This is a genomic window from Pseudomonas poae (genome assembly GCF_001439785.1).
GTDB lineage: Bacteria > Pseudomonadota > Gammaproteobacteria > Pseudomonadales > Pseudomonadaceae > Aquipseudomonas > Aquipseudomonas poae.
The window spans coordinates 350,419-370,495 of record NZ_JYLI01000002.1 but is presented as its reverse complement, the minus strand read 5'-3'; the positions used below and the strand labels follow the sequence as shown (position 1 = coordinate 370,495).

At 62.8% G+C, this 20,077-nt stretch carries 16 protein-coding genes; 5 read left to right on the top strand and 11 right to left on the bottom strand.

Translation table 11 applies throughout. The annotated features are described in order from the left end of the window. Positions 1-329: 329 nt before the first annotated feature. From TU75_RS03375 to bioB, 10 genes are all read right to left on the bottom strand, one after another. A complete protein-coding gene (locus TU75_RS03375) occupies positions 330-2,108 on the bottom strand; it encodes an acyl-CoA dehydrogenase C-terminal domain-containing protein (RefSeq protein WP_060548202.1) in 1,779 nt (592 codons plus the stop codon). A 164-nt stretch (positions 2,109-2,272) separates the two neighbouring features. Then, positions 2,273-4,042, bottom strand: coding sequence for an acyl-CoA dehydrogenase C-terminal domain-containing protein (locus tag TU75_RS03370; RefSeq protein WP_060548201.1), 1,770 nt, complete (start codon positions 4,040-4,042; stop codon positions 2,273-2,275). A 90-nt stretch (positions 4,043-4,132) separates the two neighbouring features. Beyond that, a complete protein-coding gene (locus TU75_RS03365) occupies positions 4,133-5,422 on the bottom strand; it encodes a GGDEF domain-containing protein (protein WP_015373111.1) in 1,290 nt (429 codons plus the stop codon). Positions 5,423-5,653: 231 nt separating this feature from the next. Then, positions 5,654-7,459 (bottom strand): phenylacyl-CoA dehydrogenase, encoded by a 1,806-nt coding sequence (locus TU75_RS03360; RefSeq protein ID WP_060548200.1) that lies wholly within the window; start codon positions 7,457-7,459, stop codon positions 5,654-5,656. Positions 7,460-7,715: 256 nt separating this feature from the next. Then, the gene (locus TU75_RS03355; protein ID WP_003232654.1) at positions 7,716-7,997 is read right to left on the bottom strand and encodes a hypothetical protein; all 282 of its coding nucleotides are present in this window, start codon (positions 7,995-7,997) and stop codon (positions 7,716-7,718) included. Positions 7,998-8,102: 105 nt separating this feature from the next. Then, the gene (gene bioD / locus TU75_RS03350; RefSeq protein WP_060548199.1) at positions 8,103-8,783 is read right to left on the bottom strand and encodes a dethiobiotin synthase; all 681 of its coding nucleotides are present in this window, start codon (positions 8,781-8,783) and stop codon (positions 8,103-8,105) included. Next, positions 8,783-9,592: a malonyl-ACP O-methyltransferase BioC gene (gene bioC / locus TU75_RS03345; protein WP_060548198.1), complete on the bottom strand. Its 810-nt coding sequence runs from the start codon at positions 9,590-9,592 to the stop codon at positions 8,783-8,785. The genes bioD and bioC overlap by 1 nt, the downstream gene beginning before the upstream one ends. Beyond that, on the bottom strand, positions 9,585-10,316 hold the full coding sequence (locus TU75_RS03340; protein WP_003232662.1) for an alpha/beta fold hydrolase: 732 nt from the start codon (positions 10,314-10,316) through the stop codon (positions 9,585-9,587). Before TU75_RS03340 ends, bioC begins: the two co-directional genes overlap by 8 nt. Further along, the gene (gene bioF / locus TU75_RS03335; RefSeq protein ID WP_060548197.1) at positions 10,309-11,478 is read right to left on the bottom strand and encodes an 8-amino-7-oxononanoate synthase; all 1,170 of its coding nucleotides are present in this window, start codon (positions 11,476-11,478) and stop codon (positions 10,309-10,311) included. Before bioF ends, TU75_RS03340 begins: the two co-directional genes overlap by 8 nt. Positions 11,479-11,625: 147 nt before the next feature. Continuing rightward, complete coding sequence (gene bioB / locus TU75_RS03330) at positions 11,626-12,681, bottom strand: biotin synthase BioB (protein WP_003232664.1); 1,056 nt, start codon at positions 12,679-12,681, stop codon at positions 11,626-11,628. Between the two features lie 92 nt (positions 12,682-12,773). Between bioB and TU75_RS03325 the strand changes: the two genes are divergently transcribed. From TU75_RS03325 to rarD, 5 genes are all read left to right on the top strand, one after another. Then, complete coding sequence (locus TU75_RS03325) at positions 12,774-13,511, top strand: ComFC family protein (protein WP_060548196.1); 738 nt, start codon at positions 12,774-12,776, stop codon at positions 13,509-13,511. 53 nt (positions 13,512-13,564) lie between these two features. Beyond that, a complete protein-coding gene (locus TU75_RS03320; protein WP_060548195.1) occupies positions 13,565-14,329 on the top strand; it encodes a TOBE domain-containing protein in 765 nt (254 codons plus the stop codon). A gap of 79 nt (positions 14,330-14,408) precedes the next feature. Further along, entirely contained in the window at positions 14,409-16,307 is a 1,899-nt protein-coding gene (locus TU75_RS03315; protein WP_015373118.1) for a PhoX family protein, read from the top strand. 1,129 nt (positions 16,308-17,436) lie between these two features. Further along, positions 17,437-18,411, top strand: a complete 975-nt coding sequence (locus TU75_RS03310; protein ID WP_060548194.1) for a serine/threonine protein kinase — start codon at positions 17,437-17,439, stop codon at positions 18,409-18,411. Between the two features lie 107 nt (positions 18,412-18,518). Next, a complete protein-coding gene (rarD, locus tag TU75_RS03305; protein ID WP_060548193.1) occupies positions 18,519-19,403 on the top strand; it encodes an EamA family transporter RarD in 885 nt (294 codons plus the stop codon). On the opposite strand, the gene TU75_RS03300 is transcribed toward rarD, so the two are convergent. Then, positions 19,404-19,916: a glycine cleavage system transcriptional repressor gene (locus TU75_RS03300; protein ID WP_015373120.1), complete on the bottom strand. Its 513-nt coding sequence runs from the start codon at positions 19,914-19,916 to the stop codon at positions 19,404-19,406. Positions 19,917-20,077 lie beyond the last annotated feature (161 nt).

Below are 20,077 nucleotides of genomic sequence, written 5' to 3'. Positions count from 1 at the left end.
CTCCAGAAAATCGGCTCGTGTGAGCCGTGTAGCTAATCGACCTTGGGCGTCCGCGAGGGTTCAGTGGTTTCTGGCATTGCGCCATCGTTGGAACCTGCCTGACTTTTTCGCAGGCAAAAGAAAACCCCGCCGAAGCGGGGCTTTGCAGACTGTTTCCCTGACATCCATTTCACTCCGCCATCCTGGCAGAATCCTACGTGTCCATGTTGTTGCTTTGCGCTTCCTGCGCGACGTCCATGTGAAGTAGATTATCGATGGATCCAATTTGGCGATAGAGGACGAATAGCAGTACGTCATGTAAGAGAATGCTTACACGCCCTTCAAAGCCTTTAGAACAGGGCTTCATCCAGCAAAAACAATGATTCACTACCGGCTTTGACCGACGCACTCAGCGAATGAATACGCGGCAACAGGCGCGCAAAGTAGAAGCGCGCAGTGCCCAGCTTGCTGGCATAAAAGTCTTCCTGCGCCTGTTTGCCCCACGCTGCCTTGGCCATGCGTGCCCACATATAGGCGTAGGCCATGTAGCCAAAGGCGTGCAGATACTCCACCGACGCCGCACCGACTTCGTTCGGGTTGGTCTTGGCGCGATCCAACACCCAGGCGGTCAGCTCATCGAGGTTATCCACTGCCTTGCCGAGCGGACGGGTGAACTCGCCCAGTTCGGTGCCGGCGGTGGCGATGAACTCGCGCACCTCATCGGCGAACAGTGTGTAGAACGCGCCGTTACTGCCGACGATCTTGCGCCCCACCAGGTCAAGCGCCTGGATGCCGTTGGTGCCTTCGTAGATCTGGGTGATGCGCACATCACGCACCAGTTGCTCCTGGCCCCACTCGCGAATGTAACCATGGCCGCCAAACACCTGCTGGCCCAGCACAGTGGTTTCCAGGCCCAGGTCGCTGAGGAAGGCCTTCGACACTGGCGTCAGCAACGCCACCAGGTTGTCCGCACGCTCACGCGCGGCAGCGTCTTCGCTGAACTTGGCGATGTCCAGCTGCGTCGCAACATACGTGGAAAACGCGCGACCGCCTTCGTTTGACGCCTTCATGGTCAGCAGCATGCGACGCACGTCAGGGTGCACGATGATCGGGTCGGCCACTTTGTCTTTGGCCTGGACCCCGACTGGCGAGCGGCTTTGCAGGCGGTCGCGTGCGTATTCAATCGCGTTCTGATAAGAGCGCTCACCGGACGCCAGGCCCTGGATACCCACGCCCAGACGCTCGTAGTTCATCATGGTGAACATCGCCGCGAGACCACGGTTGGGCTCGCCCACCAGGAACCCCACGGCCCCGTCGAAATTCATCACGCAGGTGGCGGACGCCTGGATCCCCATCTTGTGTTCGATGGAGCCGCAGCTCACCAGATTACGCGCGCCCAGGCTGCCGTCGGCATTGACCATGAACTTGGGCACCAGGAACAGCGAAATGCCCTTGGGCCCGGCTGGCGCATCAGGCAGCTTGGCCAGCACCAGGTGGATGATGTTTTCAGTGAGGTCGTGTTCGCCACCGGTGATGAAGATCTTGGTGCCACTGAGGGTGTACGAACCATCCGCCTGCGGTTCGGCCTTGGTGCGGATAATGCCCAGGTCGGTGCCGGCATGGGCCTCGGTCAGGCACATGGAGCCGGCCCACTCACCGGAATACATCTTCGGCAGATAAGTGGCCTTGAGCGCTTCGGTGGCATGGGTGGCGATCGACACGCAGGCGCCGGAGGTCAGCATCGGGTACAGGCCAAACGCCAGGCTGGCCGAGTTGATCATTTCTTCAACCTGAGCCGATACCGCTTTGGGCATGCCCATGCCACCAAAGGCAGGATCGCCGCCCACGCCCACCCAGCCGCCTTCGGCGTAGGTTTTGTAGGCCTGTGGATAACCGTCCGGGGTAAACACGGCGGTGTCGTCCCAGCGACACCCTTGTTCATCGCCGCCACGGCTGATCGGGGCGATGGATTTGGCGGTGACTTTGCCGGCTTCCTCGAGGATCGCCTCGACGGTTTCGGCGTCGACGCTGTCTGCCAATGCCGGCAATTGGGCCCAGGTGGTGGCGACCTCAAACACTTCGTTGAGGACGAAGCGCATATCACGCAGCGGCGCTTTGTAATCAGCCATGGCAAACCTCGTGAGAACGTAAAAGTGATTCAATGGGATCGGTTTTACAGGCTCCAAGTGTAACCGAACAACTTTTCAGACACATAGCGTCAGTTCGTGACTACCAAGTATTTAAAAGTCACACCCAATCAATGTGAGAGGGGGCTTGCCCCCCTCCCCTACAGTTACAGCGCAAACCCATTCGCCGGCAAACTCATCAGGCAGTCACTGCCCGCCTCGACCGCCGCCCGGTGCATGCCCGTACGCGGCAGCAACCGCTTGAAGTAAAAGTCGCACGTCGCCAGCTTGGCCTGGGCAAACTCCGCATCATCCTGCGCCTGCGCGGCAATCGCCATGCGCAACCACAGGTAGGCGAGGATGATGTAACCGCTGTACATCAGGTAATCCACCGCCGCCGCACCCACTTCGTCCGGGTTCTTCATCGCCGCCATCCCCACGCTGCTCGTCAACTCGCCCCACTCCTGGTTCAGTTGATTGAGCTGCGCCACCTGCGCTTTGAGCTGCGCATGCTCGGCGTTCGCCCCACAGAACTTATGCACAATTTTAGTAAACCCGCGCAGCAACTTGCCCTGGCTACCCAGCACCTTGCGGCCCAGCAGGTCGAGGGCCTGGATGCCATTGGTGCCTTCATAAATCGGTGCAATCCGCGCATCACGCGCCAACTGCTCCATGCCCCATTCGCGGATATAGCCATGCCCGCCAAATACCTGCATGCCGTGGTTGGTTACCTCAAGCCCCGTGTCGGTCATGAAGGCCTTGCAGATCGGCGTGAGGAACGCCAGCAGGTCGTCGGCTTCCTGGCGCGCCGCGGCGTCGCTGCTCAGGTGCGCCGTGTCGATCAACTGCGCGGTGAAGTAGGTCAGCGCGCGGTTGCCCTCATTGAAGGCCTTCATGGTCAGCAGCATGCGCCGCACATCGGCGTGCACGATGATCGGGTCGGCGGCTTTGTCTGGTGCCTTGGCGCCGGTCAGCGAGCGCATTTGCAGGCGGTCGTTGGCGTATCTCACCGCCCCCTGGAAGCTCGTCTCGCCATTGCACAGCCCCTGCATCCCGGTGCCCAGCCGCGCGTGGTTCATCATGGTGAACATGCAGTTGAGGCCCTTGTTCGCCTCGCCGATCAAAAAACCCTTGGCACCCTCGAAATTCAGCACACACGTCGCGGACGCCTTGATACCCATCTTGTGTTCGATGGACCCGCAATGCACCGCGTTGCGCTCGCCCGAGTCGGCGTGGAACTTGGGCACGATAAACAACGAGATCCCCTTGGTGCCCGCCGGCGCATCCGGCAACTTGGCCAGCACCAGGTGGATGATATTGGCGCTCAGGTCGTGCTCGCCGGCCGAGATGAAGATCTTGCTGCCGCTGACCGCATAGCTGCCATCGGCCTGGGGCACGGCGCGGGTCTTGATCAGGCCCAGGTCAGTGCCGCAATGGGCTTCGGTGAGGCACATGGTGCCCGTCCACTCGCCGGCGGTGAGTTTGCTCAGGAACGTGGCTTTCTGTTCCTCGGTACCGTGGGCGTGGATCGCCGACATCGCGCCGTGGGTAAGGCCGGGGTACATGCCCCAGGACGTGTTGCTGGAACCGATCATCTCGCTCAGCACTAGGCCCAGTGACTGCGGCAGGCCCTGGCCGCCGTAGGCCGGGTCAGCCGCCAGGCCATGCCAGCCGCCTTCCACGTACTGGGCGAAGGCGTCCTTGAACCCCTTGGGCGTGGTGACCACCCCGTTGTCGAAATGGCAGCCTTCTTCATCGCCGCTGCGGTTGAGCGACGCGAGTACGTTTTCGCAGAATTTCGCGCCTTCTTCGAGGATCGCGTTGACCATGTCCGGGCTGGCGTCGGTTGCACCCAGAGCGGCGTAGTGGCCGTGGAAATCAAACACGTTGTTGATCAGAAAGCGCATGTCGCGCAGGGGAGCTTTGTATTCAGGCATGACAGTTTCTCCGGCAGCAGATGGTTTCAACCTACTGCTGGCCGCTGCCGCGAACAATCACTGTAGCGCCGCTGAATACAGCACCATCACTCAACCCGCAGCGCGCTCCATGCGTACCGCGCCGCGCCGGTTCTGCCCGGCCGCCACCACGCAGTTACGTCCCGCGCCCTTGGCCGCGTACAGCGCCTGATCGGCGGACTTGAGCACTTCTTCGGGCGTGCGCTGCTCGGCCTGGCGTTCGGCCACGCCAATGCTGACGGTCACCGATACACTCGACGCGCCGCTGTCAGCACGACGCTGGCGGCCTTGTTGATCGTCGTTGGGCCGATCCGGGTTGCGCAACTTGATGTCGTAATGGGCGACGATCTCGCGAATTTCCTCCAGGTGCGGCATGCACTCGTCCAGCGTCTTGCCGGCAAACACCACGGCGAATTCTTCCCCGCCGTAGCGATAGGCACGCCCGCCGCCGTTGACCTTTGACAGCTTGCTCGCCACCAGGCGCAGCACCTGGTCGCCCACATCGTGGCCGTGGGTGTCGTTGAAGCGCTTGAAGTGGTCGACGTCGGTCATTGCCAACACATAGTTGCGCCCCAGGCGCTGCATGCGCTCGTTCAGCGCGCGGCGCCCCGGCAAGCCGGTCAGCTCATCGCGAAACGCCATTTGATAAGCCTCATGCGCAACGCCGGCCGCGATCATCAGCATCACCTGGCTGCACATGATGTTCAGGGTAAACGGCAGGATGAACGTTTGCGGCAGCATCCAGAACAGGCCCAGCAACCCCACCACCTGCGCCGCATGCAAAGGGCGCGGCTGATACCAGTACTGGGCGGCCAGGGTGACGAACCCCACCAGGAACATCGGGTACGACAGCTGAATCAGGCTCATCCAACTGCCATGCAGCATCGGCCAGCGAATCTCCGCCAGCCAGTCCAGCAGCCCCTCGGGATAACGCTGCTCAACGGCCAGCGCTACGCTGCCCAGCGCCAGCAACACCGCGCAGCGTGCGATGAAATCGCGGAACAGGTGGGTCTTTTCCTGCCAAAGCGCGTAGACGCTGAACAGCAACGGCAGCAACAGGCAACACAGGTGAAAAACCACCGCCGCATCTGCGCGCACGCGGCCGTTATCGCGGTAGAAGTCGGTCTGGGTGTCGAGCAGGAAATACACGATGTACACGGTGATCATCAGGAACAGCTCGCGCTGACGGCGATAGACCGCGCAGTACGCACCGCCCAGCAGCAGCACCAGGGTTGGCAGTACGTTGAACAGTGAGGTGAAGAACACGTTGAGGTCCTTCAGGTACGCAGCCGAAAGCCCCGCCAGCAAGAGCAGCAATGAAGGCAGGAAATGACTGAAGCGCACTGCGGACACGCGTGACAAGGGTTGAACTCCGACCCGCAAATGGAGGATGGCATCGAGACACGGCGGCGACAGTTAAACATATTCTGCGGAGCATGCATCAAATCGCCATCACTTTAACGGCAGGCGGCCGCAATCCCTGAGCGTGACACCGTTTTTTTGTATTCAACATCAATTGAATGCGGGAAGAGGCTTGCTCCCACAAAAAAACCGCCGCCCCTGAGGGCGGCGGTTTCAGAAAACTTCGAAGGCTTAGTAAGCCAGGCCGAAGTGTTCTTCTTTCATGTCCATCAGGTTGTTGGCGCCCGACAGCATGGTAGCCACGTGGGTACGGGTACGCGGCAGGATGCGCTGGAAGTAGAAGCGCGCGGTCTGCAACTTGGCGGTGTAGAACGCCTCGTCACTGGTGCCGGACGCCAGCTTTTCGGCCGCCACTCGCGCCATGTCGGCCCAGAAGTAGGCCAGGCACGCGTAACCGGAATACATCAGGTAGTCCACCGAAGCAGCGCCGACTTCTTCACGGTCTTTCATCGCGGCCATGCCGACCTTCATGGTCAACTCACCCCACTCCTTGTTCAGCGCAGCCAGCGGCGTCACGAACTCCTGCACCGCCTCGACCCCCTCGTTGGCCTGGCAGAACTTGTGCACGATCTTGGTGAAGCCCTTTAGCGCTTCGCCCTGGGTCATCAGCACTTTACGGCCGAGCAGGTCCAGCGCCTGGATACCGGTGGTGCCTTCGTACAGCATCGAAATGCGGCTGTCGCGCACGTTCTGCTCCATGCCCCACTCGGCGATAAAGCCATGGCCGCCGTAGATCTGCACGCCGTGGTTGGCCGATTCAAAGCCGACTTCGGTCATGAACGCCTTGGCGATCGGGGTCATGAACGCCAGCAGGCCATCAGCCTGTTTTTTGGCTTCGTCGTCGGTGCCGTATTTGACGATGTCGACTTGCTTGGCGGTGAAGTACACCATCGCGCGATTGCCTTCGGCGAACGCTTTCATGGTCAGCAGCATGCGGCGCACGTCCGGGTGCACGATGATCGGGTCGGCGGCCTTTTCCGGCGCTTTCGGGCCGGTGAGGGAGCGCATCTGCAGGCGATCACGCGCGTATTTCAAGCCACCCTGGAATCCGATTTCGGCGTGGGCCAGGCCTTGCAACGCAGTGCCCAGGCGAGCGGTATTCATAAAGGTGAACATGCAGTTCAGGCCTTTGTTCGCCGGGCCGATCAAGTAGCCGGTGGCCGCGTCGAAGTTCATCACGCAGGTGGCGTTGCCGTGGATGCCCATCTTGTGTTCCAGGGAGCCACAGGTCACCGCGTTGCGCGCGCCGATCGAGCCATCTGCCTCTGGAATGAACTTGGGCACGATAAACAGCGAAATGCCTTTGGTGCCAGCCGGGGCGTCCGGCAGGCGGGCCAGTACGATGTGGACGATGTTGTCGGCCATGTCGTGTTCACCGGCCGAGATGAAGATCTTGGTGCCCGATACTTTGTAGGAACCGTCAGCCTGAGGCTCGGCCTTGGTGCGCAGCATGCCCAGGTCGGTGCCGCAGTGCGGTTCGGTCAGGCACATGGTGCCGGTCCACTCGCCCGACACCAGCTTGGTCAGGTAAGCCTCTTGCTGCTCGGGAGTGCCGTGCTCGGAGATGGTATTCATCGCACCATGGGACAGGCCCGGGTACATGCCCCACGACCAGTTGGCCTCGCCGACCATTTCGCTCACCGCCAGGCCCAGGGATTCCGGCAGGCCTTGGCCACCGTGCTCCACATCGTGGGCCAGGCTCGGCCAGCCGCCTTCGACGAACTGCTTGTAGGCTTCCTTGAAACCGGTCGGGGTCTTAACGCCTGACTCGCTCCAGGTGCAGCCTTCGATGTCGCCCACGCGATTCAGCGGTGCCAGCACCTGCTCGCAGAACTTGGCGCCTTCTTCGAGGATGGCGTCAACCATGTCCGGCGTAGCGTCCTGGCAAGCCGGCAGGCTTTGATAGTGCGCTTCATAGCCGAGCAGTTCGTCACGAACGAAGCGAATATCACGCAAGGGGGCCTTGTAGTCAGGCATAGCGATAAACCTCTGCTGATGAATCTGGGATGAACAAACCGCGCGGAAGTGCCAGGGCGGTCAAACAGGTGTTTGAAACATACGTTTACGACCTGGGGTTGTCAAGGGTCGTCCGGGCACCGTTTGTCTTGACGCAAATAAGCGCCACGCACGACAAAGCGCCCGCAAAGCCACTGTGTGAAAGTGAGTGTAAAGATTGATCAGGGGAGAAGAGGGACAACTATGGGAGAGGCAGCCCCCTCCCATATTTCAACTGTCAGGCATAGGTGTCGATCAAGCTGCCCAGCATTTCATCGGAAGCCTTGGCGACTTTTACGCCCAGCTCCACCTGAAATTTACCCTGAGCCATTTCAACCATGTTGCTCGCCGAATTGGTCGCCTGGGCACGGTCATTGGCTTGCAGCCGGTCGCTTTGCGCGGCCGAAGGCTGGGTGGTGGCGGCGCTGGCGATTTTGCCGGCGGCCTGGTCGACACGGCTTTGCCCGGTCTGAATGCTGCTCAGTCCCGAGTAAAACGCGCTGCTTCCAGAGATTTCCATGGCGTAGGCCTGCCTTTAGAGAATCGTGAACCTGAATTGAAGCAGACAAACTGGCAAAAGGCCCGCTAAAAACACTAATGGCACAATGCCTGTCGATAGCCAAAATCAGTCAAGCACGTTCAGATGCAGATAGTCGGCGACCGCTTCAGCCCCGGCGTGCGTGAGTTTCGGCACGCGCCCAAGGCAGGGCGCCGGAAGGCGCTCGGCCAGGGTGGCAAGGTTTTCTTCCAGACGGGAGGTCGCGGGATCAATGATATTCGCGACCCACCCCGCCAGCGTCAAACCGTCCCGCGCAATCGCTTCGGCCGTCAGCAGCGCATGGCTGATGCAGCCAAGACGTACGCCCACCACCAGAATCACCGGCAGCTTGAGCGCTATGGCCAGGTCCGACAGGTTGTCTTGATCCGCCAGGGGCACACGCCAGCCGCCCGCGCCCTCGATCAAGGTGAAATCCGCCTGGCGCGCAAGGATCTGCTGCATCGGCCCAAGCAATGACGGCACCGTCAAAGCCACACCCGCCTCGCGCGCCGCCAGGTGCGGCGCGATGGCTGGCGCGAAGGCGATCGGGTTGACCTCGGCATAGGTCAGCGGCACGGAACATTCGGCCAGCAACGCCAGGGCATCGGCATTGCGCAAGCCATTGGGTGTGACCTCACAACCCGACGCCACCGGCTTGCCCGCGGCGGTGCTTTTACCGGCGCGGCGCGCGGCATGCAGCAGGCCGGCGGCGACGGTGGTTTTGCCGACATCGGTGTCGGTACCGGTGATGAAATACGCTGCGTTCATCAAGGTTTCTCCAGTACGGCGTACACCACTTGATAGGTGGCCGGCAGGCCCAGGGGCTGACGAAACCGCTCATAAGCGTCCACCAGTGCAACCATCCGCGAGCGGCCGGTCAGGCCTCCCGGACGGCCCGGGTTCAGGTTGTGCGCCCCCAGCGCCTTCAGTTCGTGGGTCAGGCTGCGCACATCCGGGTAGTGCAACACATGGGCACGCCGCTCCAGGCTCACCACCCGCAAACCACTGGCCGCACACAACCGTTGATAGACCTCGAATGTGCGGAACCGATTCACATGAACCATGCCATCCGCAGCGCGCCAGCTTTCACGCAATTCATCCAGCGTACCCACGCACAAGCTGGCAAAGGCCAGCGCCCCGCCCGGTTGCAGCACGCGCGATGCCTCATCGAGCACCGCTTCGAAATGGCCACACCATTGCACCGCCAGGCTGGAGAAGAGCAGTTGCACGCTGTCAGCCTTGAGCGGCAAGCGTTCGGCATCCCCGGCGATGAACTGAGAAGCGCCACCCAGCGGCCGCGCGTGGTTGAGCATGCCTTCGGCAATGTCCAGCGCGATGCCTTGGCTGGCGGGCCAACGCTCGCCCAGCACACGGCTGAAATAGCCAGTGCCGCAGCCCATGTCCAGCCAGCGTTCTGGCGCGCAGGCCGCTGGCAAGCGCGCCAGCAGCGCATGCCCTACCGCGCGCTGTAACTCGGCCACGCTGTCGTAGCTGGCCGCGGCGCGGGAAAAAGAGGCTGCGACCTGGCGCTTGTCCGGTAAAGCGCCCGGCAAGGGAGGATGGGAGAGATCAGTCATCAACGCACTCGTGCAAAAAAGCCTGGATGGCCCCCGCGACACCGTGGGGATCCTCCAGAAGAAAAGCGTGACCGGCCTGTTCAATCAGGCCGATTTCCACATCGGGGAGCAACGCCAGCAAGTCGCCGGCCGCCTCGGCGGGCACCAGCCCGTCGTGGCCCGCAAACAGGTGCAACTGCGGCCCGCGAAACCCTTGCAGCGCGGCACGGGTGTCCAACTGGGCGAGCAATTCCAGGCCCGGCATCAGCACACTGGGGGCAGAATGCGGCGCGCCACTGACCAACAGCCGCGACATCCCGCGAGGGTCCGCGCTGCCCTTGGCACACAACAAACCAAAGCGTTTGAGAGTGACCTGGGAATCGGCGTGGCAGCCAGCGAGGAACGCATCGAAGGTCTCAGCCGGCATGCCGTGAGGCCAGCCGTCGTGGGCGACAAAACACGGGTTGCTCGCCAGGGTCAGCAGGCCACAGCAGCGCTCGCCGCGCCGCGCCGCGAGTTCCGAGGCGAGCATGCCGCCCAGGGACCAGCCGCCCAGCCAGGCGTTGTCCGGCAGCGCGGCATCGAGTTCGTCCAGCCATTCATCGAGGTTGCTGGAGGCCAGCGTCGGCAGCGGCTCGACCTGTACCTGCAGATGCGCGTCAAGCCCCAGCAGCGCGGCGGCCAGCGGTTCCAGCGGCGACACGCCAAGGCCCCAGCCGGGCAGCAGAATCAGGCGATCACGCATGCTCGGCCTCCAGGCACGCACACACTTCCAATGCGTTCAGCAACTGTTGCACTTGCGCTTCGCTGTGGGCTGCGGTCAACGTCACGCGCAAACGGGCGCTGCCGACGGGCACGGTGGGCGGACGAATGGCAGTCACCAAGATGCCGTGCTCGCGCAGCCGCCTGGACAGGCGCATGGCCTTGGCGCTGTCGCCAATCAGGATCGGCTGGATCGGCGTGAAACTGTCCATCAGCGCCAGGCCCATCTGCTCGGCCCCCTGGCGGAACTGGCGGATCAGCCCGTCAAGGTGCTCGCGCCGCCAATGCTCGGTGCGCAACAGCTCAAGGCTTTTAAGCGTGGCGCAGGCCAGCGCCGGCGGTTGGCTGGTGGTGTAGATGTACGGCCGGGCGAACTGGATCAGGCTTTCGATCAGTTCCTCACTGCCCGCCACAAACGCGCCAGCGGTGCCGAACGCTTTGCCCAGGGTGCCGACCAGTACCGGCACGTCCTCCTGGCTCAAGCCGAAATGCTCGACGATGCCACCACCATTGGCGCCCAGCGGACCAAAGCCATGGGCGTCGTCCACCATCAACCAGGCGCCCTTGGCGCGGGCTGCACGGGCCAGCGCAGGCAGATCGGCCAGGTCGCCGTCCATGCTGAACACGCCATCGGTGACCACCAGCGTATTGCCGGTGGCTTTCTCAAGGCGCTTGGCCAGACTCTCGGCATCGTTGTGCAAGTAGCGATTGAAGCGCGCGCCGGACAACAGTCCGGCATCCAGCAGGGAGGCATGGTTGAGACGGTCTTCAAGCACCGTATCGCCCTGCCCCACCAACGCCGTGACCGCGCCGAGGTTGGCCATGTAACCGGTGGTGAACAACAGCGCGCGCGGGCGACCGCTGAGGTCGGCCAGGGCTTCCTCCAGTTCATGGTGCGGCGTGGCATGGCCCACCACCAGATGCGAAGCACCGCCGCCCACGCCCCAACGCGACGCACCGGCGCGCCAGGCCTCGATCACCTGCGGGTGATTGGCCAGGCCCAGGTAATCATTGTTGCAAAAGGCCAGCAACGGCTGGCCGTCGACCACCACCTGCGGCCCTTGCGGGCTCTGTAGCAACGGACGTTGGCGGTAAAGGTGTTCGGCACGGCGGGCAGCGAGGCGCGCGGCGAGATCGAAGGACATGAGGCCTCGGTTTATCAGATTCAACTCGGCCAAAACTGTGGGAGGGGACTTGCGCCCGATAGCGGTGTGTCAGTCAATGCATCTACCTGCTGACACGCCCTCATCGGGAGCAAACCCCCTCCCACACTGGTCTCTCATTTCAATCAATCAAACAGCAGCGTTATAGAACTGCTCGCTGCTCTTGTGCTCCACCAGCGCCTGCTCGATTGCCGCCTGGTGCACCTCATCGGCGTGCTCTTCACGGGCCTCCGGCAGAATCCCCAGGCGCGAGAACAATTGCATGTCCTTGTCCGCCTGCGGGTTGGCGGTGGTCAGCAGCTTGTCGCCGTAGAAGATCGAGTTGGCACCGGCAAAAAACGCCAGCGCCTGCATCTGCTCGTTCATCGCCTCACGGCCAGCCGACAGGCGCACGTGGGACTGCGGCATCAGGATACGGGCCACGGCGAGCATGCGGATGAAATCGAACGGGTCGATGTCCTCGGCGTTTTCCAGCGGCGTGCCGGCCACTTTCACCAGCATGTTGATCGGCACCGACTCCGGATGCTCCGGCAGGTTGGCCAGTTGGATCAGCAGGTTGGCGCGGTCGTCGAGGGACTCGCCCATGCCCAGGATGCCGCCGGAGCAGATCTTCATCCCTGAATCGCGTACGTAGGCCAGGGTTTGCAGGCGCTCGCCGTAGGTGCGGGTGGTGATGATGCTGCCGTAGAACTCAGGCGACGTATCCAGGTTGTGGTTGTAGTAATCCAGCCCGGCCTGGGCCAGGGCTTCGGTCTGGTCCTGGTCGAGACGGCCGAGGGTCATGCAGGTTTCCAGGCCCATGGCCTTCACGCCCTTGACCATCTCCAGCACGTAGGGCATGTCCTTGGCCGACGGGTGTTTCCACGCCGCGCCCATGCAGAAGCGAGTCGACCCGATGGCCTTGGCGCGGGCGGCCTCTTCGAGGACCTTCTGCACTTCCATCAGTTTTTCTTTTTCCAGGCCCGTGTTGTAGTGGCCCGACTGCGGACAATATTTGCAATCTTCCGGGCAGGCGCCGGTTTTGATCGACAACAGGGTCGACACCTGTACGCGGTTGGCGTCGAAATGCGCGCGGTGCACGGTCTGCGCCTGGAACAACAGGTCATTGAACGGCTGCACGAACAGTGCTTTGACTTCGGCCAAAGACCAGTCGTGACGAAGAGTGGCAGTGAGGCTGGCGCTCATGGGCGATTCCTTGATTATGCTTGGGCAAACGCTGCGGGAAGGGCAATACCCACAGGCACGACACGGATGCTCGGCATAGTTAAGGAAGATTCATGCACTGTCAACTGAAGCGCAAACACGAAGTTTACATCTGGTTAAAAACCAACCAAACCTGTTTAGTCTGCGATGAAGCGACCCAATGCGCTGATAGTGTATGCAACGCCTGCGAAACCGAATTGCCCTGGCTGATGGACGCATGCGAAGTCTGCGCACTGCCTCTGCCGATGGAGGGTCTGACCTGCGGCCAGTGCCAGACAAAACCGCCGGCGTTTAAACACGTGATCGCGCCCTGGACCTTCAGCTTTCCCGTCGACACGCTGATCAGCCGCTTCAAGCATCAGGCCCGCTGGCCCCTCGGGCACATGCTGGCGCGCTTGCTCGGGGACTATCTGCAACACCGCTTTGACACCACCGGACTCACGCGCCCCGACTGCCTGCTGCCGGTGCCCATGGCGCCCAGGCGCCTGCGCGAGCGCGGCTACAACCAGGCCCTGATGCTGGCGCGCTGGCTCAGTACCGCCCTCAACATACCCTGCGATGCCGACCTGTTGCTGCGCCCTTTCGAGACCGTGGCCCAGCAGGATCTCGACGCCAAGACCCGCAAACGCAACCTGCTGCGCGCCTTCACCCTGGCCCCCGGCGCCCAGGTGCAAGGCCGTCACTTGGCACTGGTGGACGACGTCCTCACTACCGGCGCCACCGCCCACAGCCTGGCGCGGCTGTTGATGGCCGCCGGCGCACGCCGGGTCGACGTGTACTGCCTGGCCCGCACGCCCAAGCCCGGCGCTTGACTCTCATGCGCCACGGCGGCAACGTCCGCTCATCTCACTCACAATGTGCGCCCATGTCTCTGCCCACCTCCCTCAGCCAGCACATCATCCGCCGCCCGCAGCGCATTGCCCTGCTCGGGCATATCGCCGAGCAGGGCTCCATCACTCGCGCCGCCAAAGCGGCCGGCTTGAGTTACAAGGCTGCCTGGGATGCGATTGATGAACTCAATAACCTGGCGCAAAAGCCGTTGGTGGAACGCAGCGTCGGCGGCAAGGGCGGTGGCGGCGCCAGGCTGACGGCTGAAGGTGAGCGCGTGTTGCGCCTCTATCAGCGCTTGCAGGCATTGCAGGCCGAAGTGCTTGGCACTGACGAAGCGGCCCACGACTTCAACCTGCTGGGGCGCTTGATGTTGCGCACCAGCGCGCGCAACCAGTTGCACGGTCAGGTCATCGCCATCCAGGCCCAGGGCCGTAACGACCTGATCCGTCTGGAACTGCCCGGCGGACTTACCCTTGATGCGCGCATCACCCACGACAGCACGCAACGGCTGGAACTGGAGCCAGGCGTGGAAGTGGTGGCCCTGATCAAGGCCGGCTGGCTGCAACTGCTGGCAACCGACCACACTGCAACACCTGGACACAATTGCCTGAGCGGCACAATCGAGACGATTCTCGACGCCGACGACGGCCCCAGCGAAGTGCGCATCATCCTGCCCAATGGCCCGGTAGTGTGCGCCCTGGCGCAGCCCGCCGCGCTCACGGCACTCGATGCCGTCGAAGGCCAGCCGATCCAGGTGCAATTCGCGCCTGACAATGTCCTGCTCGGTACGCCCGTCTAGGCGCAGAGCGTCTTCAAGCTGCAACAATTTCGTCACGCGCGCTCCCTAAGGTGTCTGCAAAAACCGCTGGGAGCCTGCAATGAACCTATTAGAAGAAAACCAAGCCACCGACCTTGAACAGATGGTCGGCCTCACCCGCCGCCGCTTTATCGGCGCCGGCGCCCTGTGCGGGGCCGCGATGTTCCTCGGCGGCAACCTGCTCAGCCGTAGCGCCCTGGCCGTCAATGCCGCGTCCGCCAGTCCGCTGCTGGGCTTTGCCGGCATCGCCGCCGATACCCGCGACACCATCACCCTGCCGCCGGGTTACAGCGCTTCGGTGCTGATCAGTTGGGGCCAGCCGCTGAGCCGGCACGCTCCGGCCTTCGATCCGTCCGGCAACGGCAGCGCCAAGGCCCAGGAACAACAGTTCGGCGACAACAACGACGGCATGAGCCTGTTCGCCTTTCCCGGCGACAACAACCGCGCGCTGCTGGCGATCAACAACGAGTACACCAACTACCGCTACCTCTATGCCCACGGCGGCGCGCCGCAGTCGACAGAAGACGTGCGCAAGGCGTTGGCCAGCGAAGGCGTGTCGGTGATCGAGGTACGGCGCAGCGGCGACACCTGGCAGTTCGTCCAGAACTCACGCTACAACCGACGCATCCACGGCAACTCGCCGATTCGCCTGAGCGGCCCCGCCGCCGGCCATGACTGGCTGAAAACCAGCGCCGACAACACCGGCAAAAAAGTCCTCGGCACGTTCCAGAACTGCGCCAACGGCAAGACGCCGTGGGGCACGTACCTGACCTGCGAAGAAAACTTCACCGACTGTTTCGGCAGCAGCAACCCGCAGCAGGCCTTCGATGCCGCGCAAAAACGCTATGGCGTGGTCGCCGCCAGCAAAGAGATCAACTGGCACCCCCACGACCCGCGCTTCGACATGGCCAAAAATCCCAACGAACTCAATCGCCACGGCTGGGTGGTGGAGATCGACCCGTTCGACCCGCAATCCACCCCGGTCAAGCGCACCGCCCTGGGCCGCTTCAAGCACGAAAACGCAGCCCTGGCCGAAACCCGCGATGGCCGCGCCGTGGTGTACATGGGCGACGATGAGCGCGGCGAATTCATCTACAAGTTCATCAGCCGCGATCCGATCATCCACGACAATCCCAAGGCCAATAAAGACCTGCTCGACCACGGCACCTTGTACGTGGCGATCTTCGACGCGGGCGATGGCGACGCGGATCACCCCAGGGGCAAGGGCCAATGGGTCGAACTGACCCACGGCAAAAACGGCATCGACGCCAGCACCGGGTTTGCCAGCCAGGCCGAAGTGCTGATCCACGCACGCCTGGCCGCCAGCCTCGTCAAGGCCACGCGCATGGATCGCCCGGAATGGATCGTCGTGAGCCCCACGGACGGCCAGGTCTACTGCACCCTCACCAACAACGCCAAGCGCGGCGAAGACGGCCAGCCCGTTGGCGGGCCCAACCCGCGCGAGAAGAACGTGTATGGCCAGATCCTGCGCTGGAAGGCCGACGCCGATAACCATGGCAGCAGCACATTCAGCTGGGACCTGTTCGTGGTGGCCGGCAATCCCGGCGTGCACGCCGGCCAGCCCAAGGGGGGCTCGTCCAACATCAACCCGCAAAACATGTTCAACAGCCCCGATGGCCTGGGGTTCGACAAGGCGGGGCGCTTGTGGATTCTCACCGACGGCGACTACAGCAACGCCGGCGACTTCGCGGGCATGGGCAATAACCAGATGCTCTGCGCCGACCCGAATACCGGCGAGATCCGCCGCTTCATGGTCGGGCCGGTGGCGTGCGAGGTGACAGGCATCAGCTTTTCACCGGATCAGAAGACGCTGTTCGTGGGGATTCAACATCCTGGGGAAACCGGCGGGTCGACTTGGCCAGAGCATTTGCCCAATGGCAAGCCACGGTCCTCCGTGGTCGCGATCCGGCGCGACGATGGGGGCATTGTCGGCGCCTGACCGCTATAGCCGCCTACCTTGATTTCAGCCAACCCAAAACCTCTGTGGGGAGCGGCGCTGCGACTTGCCTGCGGAAGCGGTGGGGCAGTCGACCTCATGTTTGCTGGGCCGACGCCTTCGCGGGCAAGCCCGCTCCCACATTTGATCGCGTTCACATTCCCCATTCCGGTCGGCTCTCAGGCCGCCGCGCTTTTGCTTTTGATCTTAGGCGCCCCGTCAAACACGCTGGCCGAACGCAGGCTTTGGAGCGTGGGTAACCCGGCAGGACGCCGGGTTAGCCGCGCTGGGCCAGGGATGGCCCATCGCGGCGGCCAACGCTCCAAAGTCTGCGTTCGGGCACACCGAGCCTGGGCGAGGTGCCGAGTGTTGGGGCAAGAGCCCTTTGGTTACTTTGGGCTGGGCCGGCATTCCGGCTTTTCCAAAGTGACCCGCCGTAAGGGCGGAACCGACAGCAGCCGTTGCCGCAAAAACGGATATGTACACCGAAAAAGTCGCACCGCTCTTTACTGGGGTGCGAAGCGCCCCCAATTCAGCAACACGCGGTGTACCTGATACGGCTCAGCGCCTGGCTTTGGGGCTGCTGCGCAGCCCAACGCAGGACAAGCCTGCTCGCCACAGTTAAGCGTAAATCCCCTGTGGGGAGCGGCGCTGCGACTTGCCCGCGGAAGCGGTGGGGCAGTCGACCTCAATGTTTGCTGGGCCGACGCCTTCGCGGGCAAGCCCGCTCCCACATTTGATCGCGTTCACATTCCCCATTCCGGTCGGCTCTCAGGCCGCCGCGCTTTTGCTTTTGATCTGAGGCGCCGTAAGGGCGGAACCCTAAGTCGCCATCACCGCAGCAACGGATATGTACACCGAAAAAGTCGCACCGCTCTTTGCTTTGAACATCACGCTGGCTTAACTGAACGGCGTTGGGGTGCGAAGCGCCCCCAATCCAGCAACACGCGGTGTACCTGATACGGCTCAGCGCCTGGCTTTGGGGCTGCTGCGCAGCCCAACGCAGGACAAGCCTGCTCGCCACAGTAAGCCCGCTCGCCGCAGAGGTATCGCCACAGACACCACCCATCCCAGTCCCGGTGCGCTACCATGCGAGGCCCGACGCGGCGCCCTGCTGCGCGCAGGAGTTCGCATGGCCCACCCGTTTGAAACACTCACCCCCGATCTGGTCCTCGACGCTGTCGAAAGCATCGGTTTTCTCAGCGATGCACGCGTGCTGGCGCTCAACAGCTACGAAAACCGCGTGTACCAGGTGGGCATCGAAGACAGCGAGCCGCTGATCGCCAAGTTCTACCGGCCGCAGCGCTGGACAAACGAGGCGATCCTCGAAGAACACCGCTTCACCTTCGAGTTGGCCGAGTGCGACGTGCCGGTGGTTGCGCCGATGGTCCACAACGGCGAAAGCCTGTTCGAACACGCAGGCTTCCGCTTCACCCTGTTTCCACGCCGGGGTGGCCGAGCGCCGGAGCCTGGCAATCTGGATCAGTTGCATCGCCTTGGGCAACTGCTCGGCCGCTTGCACGCGGTGGGCTCCACCCGCCCGTTCGAACACCGCGAAGCCCTGGGCGTGAAGAACTTCGGCCATGACTCCCTCACCACCCTGCTCGAAGGCAACTTCATCCCCAAAAGCCTGCTGCCCGCCTACGAGTCGGTCGCCCGCGACCTGCTCAAGCGCGTGGAAGAGGTGTACAAGGCCACGCCGCACAAGAACATCCGCATGCACGGCGATTGCCATCCCGGCAACATGATGTGCCGTGACGAAATGTTCCACATCGTCGACCTGGACGACTGCCGCATGGGCCCGGCGGTGCAGGACCTGTGGATGATGCTCGCCGGTGATCGCCAGGAATGCCTGGGGCAGTTGTCGGAATTGATGGATGGCTACCAGGAGTTCCATGACTTCGACCCGCGCGAACTGGCGCTGATCGAACCGCTGCGCGCCCTGCGTCTGATGCACTACAGCGCCTGGCTCGCACGGCGCTGGGACGACCCGGCGTTCCCCCACAGTTTCCCGTGGTTCGGCAGCGAGCGTTATTGGGGCGACCAGGTGCTGGCGTTGCGCGAGCAGCTGTCGGCGCTCAACGAAGAACCCCTGAAGCTGTTTTAGCAGGTGGGAGGGAGCAAGCCCCCTCCCACATAAAGCAAAGCCATCCCCCAGGCTGACAAATATCCTTACAATCGCGCTTTGTCAGCTGCCTGAGCAAGGATTCTGCAATGCACGCCGCCAACCCCCGCAAGGGGTACTTTCTGGGCCTGAGTGCCTACATCATCTGGGGCCTGTTCCCGCTCTATTTCAAAGCCATCGCCAGCGTGCCCGCCGCCGAGATCATCGTGCACCGGGTGTTGTGGTCGGCGCTGTTCGGCGGCTTGCTGCTGATGGTGTGGAAACACCCCGGCTGGTGGCGCGAGCTGCGCGACAACCCCAAGCGCCTGGCCATCCTGGCCCTCAGCGGTTCGCTGATCGCGGCCAACTGGCTGACGTACGTGTGGTCGGTGAACAGCGGGCGCATGCTCGAAGCGAGCCTGGGTTACTACATCAACCCGCTGGTGAATGTGCTGCTGGGCATGCTGATCCTCGGCGAGCGCCTGCGCCGCCTGCAATGGGTGGCTGTAGGCCTGGCGGCGGTGGGCGTGGCGCAGCAGGTGTGGCAGGTCGGCAGTTTGCCGTGGGTGTCGCTGGTGCTGGCACTGACCTTCGGTTTCTACGGGCTGATCCGCAAGCAGGCGCCGGTCAAGGCGCTGCCGGGGCTGGTGGTGGAAACCTGGATGCTGGTGCCGATTGCCGTGGCGTGGTTGCTGTTCAACCCTTCGGCCCACAGCGCACAGATGGCATTCTGGAGCACTTCCGAAGCCTGGTGGCTGGTCGCGGCCGGTCCGGTCACGCTGGTGCCGCTGGTGTGTTTCAACGCCGCCGCACGGCATTTGCCTTACACCACCCTGGGCTTTTTGCAGTACATAGCGCCCACCCTGGTGCTGCTCCAGGCCGTGCTGCTGTTCGGCGAACACCTGGCGCCGGCCACGCTGGTCGCCTTCGCGTTCATCTGGGCCGGGCTTGCGGTGTACAGCGTGGACATCGGTTTGAGCGTGCGCAAACGCTGATCACTCCTCGCTGCGCAGCTCCACCATCAAGTCATCGGCCAGGGTTTCCAGGGATTCCTGCAAGGTTTCCAGGGACAAGCCGGACGGCACCTGCAGCAGGGCTTCGGCGCTGAACAGCGGGTCGCCACTCATGGGCGCCGGGCGCACATCGGTGCTCAGGCGCTCCAGGTTGACGCCCTGGCGGCTGAGCAGCGCCGTAATCTCGCGCACGATGCCCGCGCGGTCATTGCCCAGCAGCGTCATCACGATCGACTTGGACGTCGACGCCTGCCCACTGCTGCCCTCGCCCACCAGCACACGAATGCCATGGGTGGACAGGTCCTCCAGCGCGCCCACCAGCGCCTGTCGGCTCTCGGCCGGCACGCTCACACGCAGAATCCCGGCAAACTGCCCGGCCATATGGGCCATGCGGCTTTCCAGCCAGTTGCCACCGTGGGCGGCGATGTTCTGCGCAATGCGCTCGACGAGGCCGGGTTTGTCGGCGGCGATGATAGTGAGTACAAGATGGTCCATGGCATAGCCCTCTGGAAATCAATCTACAAGGTGGACCCGCAGGTCCCTGAAAACAAATCGTGTACCATTTTTATTTTTATATGGAACAATCCAGCGGTTTCTTGAGAACATCCGATTCTTCGCTGTGACCGCCTGACCAAAATGGGTCGCCAAACGACCTG

Coding starts and splice junctions, on each gene's coding strand:
- TU75_RS03375 (WP_060548202.1), bottom strand. CDS start 2,108: ATGGCTGATTACAAAGCGCCGCTGCGTGATATGCGCTTCGTCCTCAAC.
- TU75_RS03370 (WP_060548201.1), bottom strand. CDS start 4,042: ATGCCTGAATACAAAGCTCCCCTGCGCGACATGCGCTTTCTGATCAAC.
- TU75_RS03360 (WP_060548200.1), bottom strand. CDS start 7,459: ATGCCTGACTACAAGGCCCCCTTGCGTGATATTCGCTTCGTTCGTGAC.
- TU75_RS03355 (WP_003232654.1), bottom strand. CDS start 7,997: ATGGAAATCTCTGGAAGCAGCGCGTTTTACTCGGGACTGAGCAGCATT.
- bioD (WP_060548199.1), bottom strand. CDS start 8,783: ATGAACGCAGCGTATTTCATCACCGGTACCGACACCGATGTCGGCAAA.
- bioC (WP_060548198.1), bottom strand. CDS start 9,592: ATGACTGATCTCTCCCATCCTCCCTTGCCGGGCGCTTTACCGGACAAG.
- TU75_RS03340 (WP_003232662.1), bottom strand. CDS start 10,316: ATGCGTGATCGCCTGATTCTGCTGCCCGGCTGGGGCCTTGGCGTGTCG.
- bioF (WP_060548197.1), bottom strand. CDS start 11,478: ATGTCCTTCGATCTCGCCGCGCGCCTCGCTGCCCGCCGTGCCGAACAC.
- bioB (WP_003232664.1), bottom strand. CDS start 12,681: ATGAGCGCCAGCCTCACTGCCACTCTTCGTCACGACTGGTCTTTGGCC.
- TU75_RS03325 (WP_060548196.1), top strand. CDS start 12,774: ATGCACTGTCAACTGAAGCGCAAACACGAAGTTTACATCTGGTTAAAA.
- TU75_RS03320 (WP_060548195.1), top strand. CDS start 13,565: ATGTCTCTGCCCACCTCCCTCAGCCAGCACATCATCCGCCGCCCGCAG.
- TU75_RS03315 (WP_015373118.1), top strand. CDS start 14,409: ATGAACCTATTAGAAGAAAACCAAGCCACCGACCTTGAACAGATGGTC.
- TU75_RS03310 (WP_060548194.1), top strand. CDS start 17,437: ATGGCCCACCCGTTTGAAACACTCACCCCCGATCTGGTCCTCGACGCT.
- rarD (WP_060548193.1), top strand. CDS start 18,519: ATGCACGCCGCCAACCCCCGCAAGGGGTACTTTCTGGGCCTGAGTGCC.
- TU75_RS03300 (WP_015373120.1), bottom strand. CDS start 19,916: ATGGACCATCTTGTACTCACTATCATCGCCGCCGACAAACCCGGCCTC.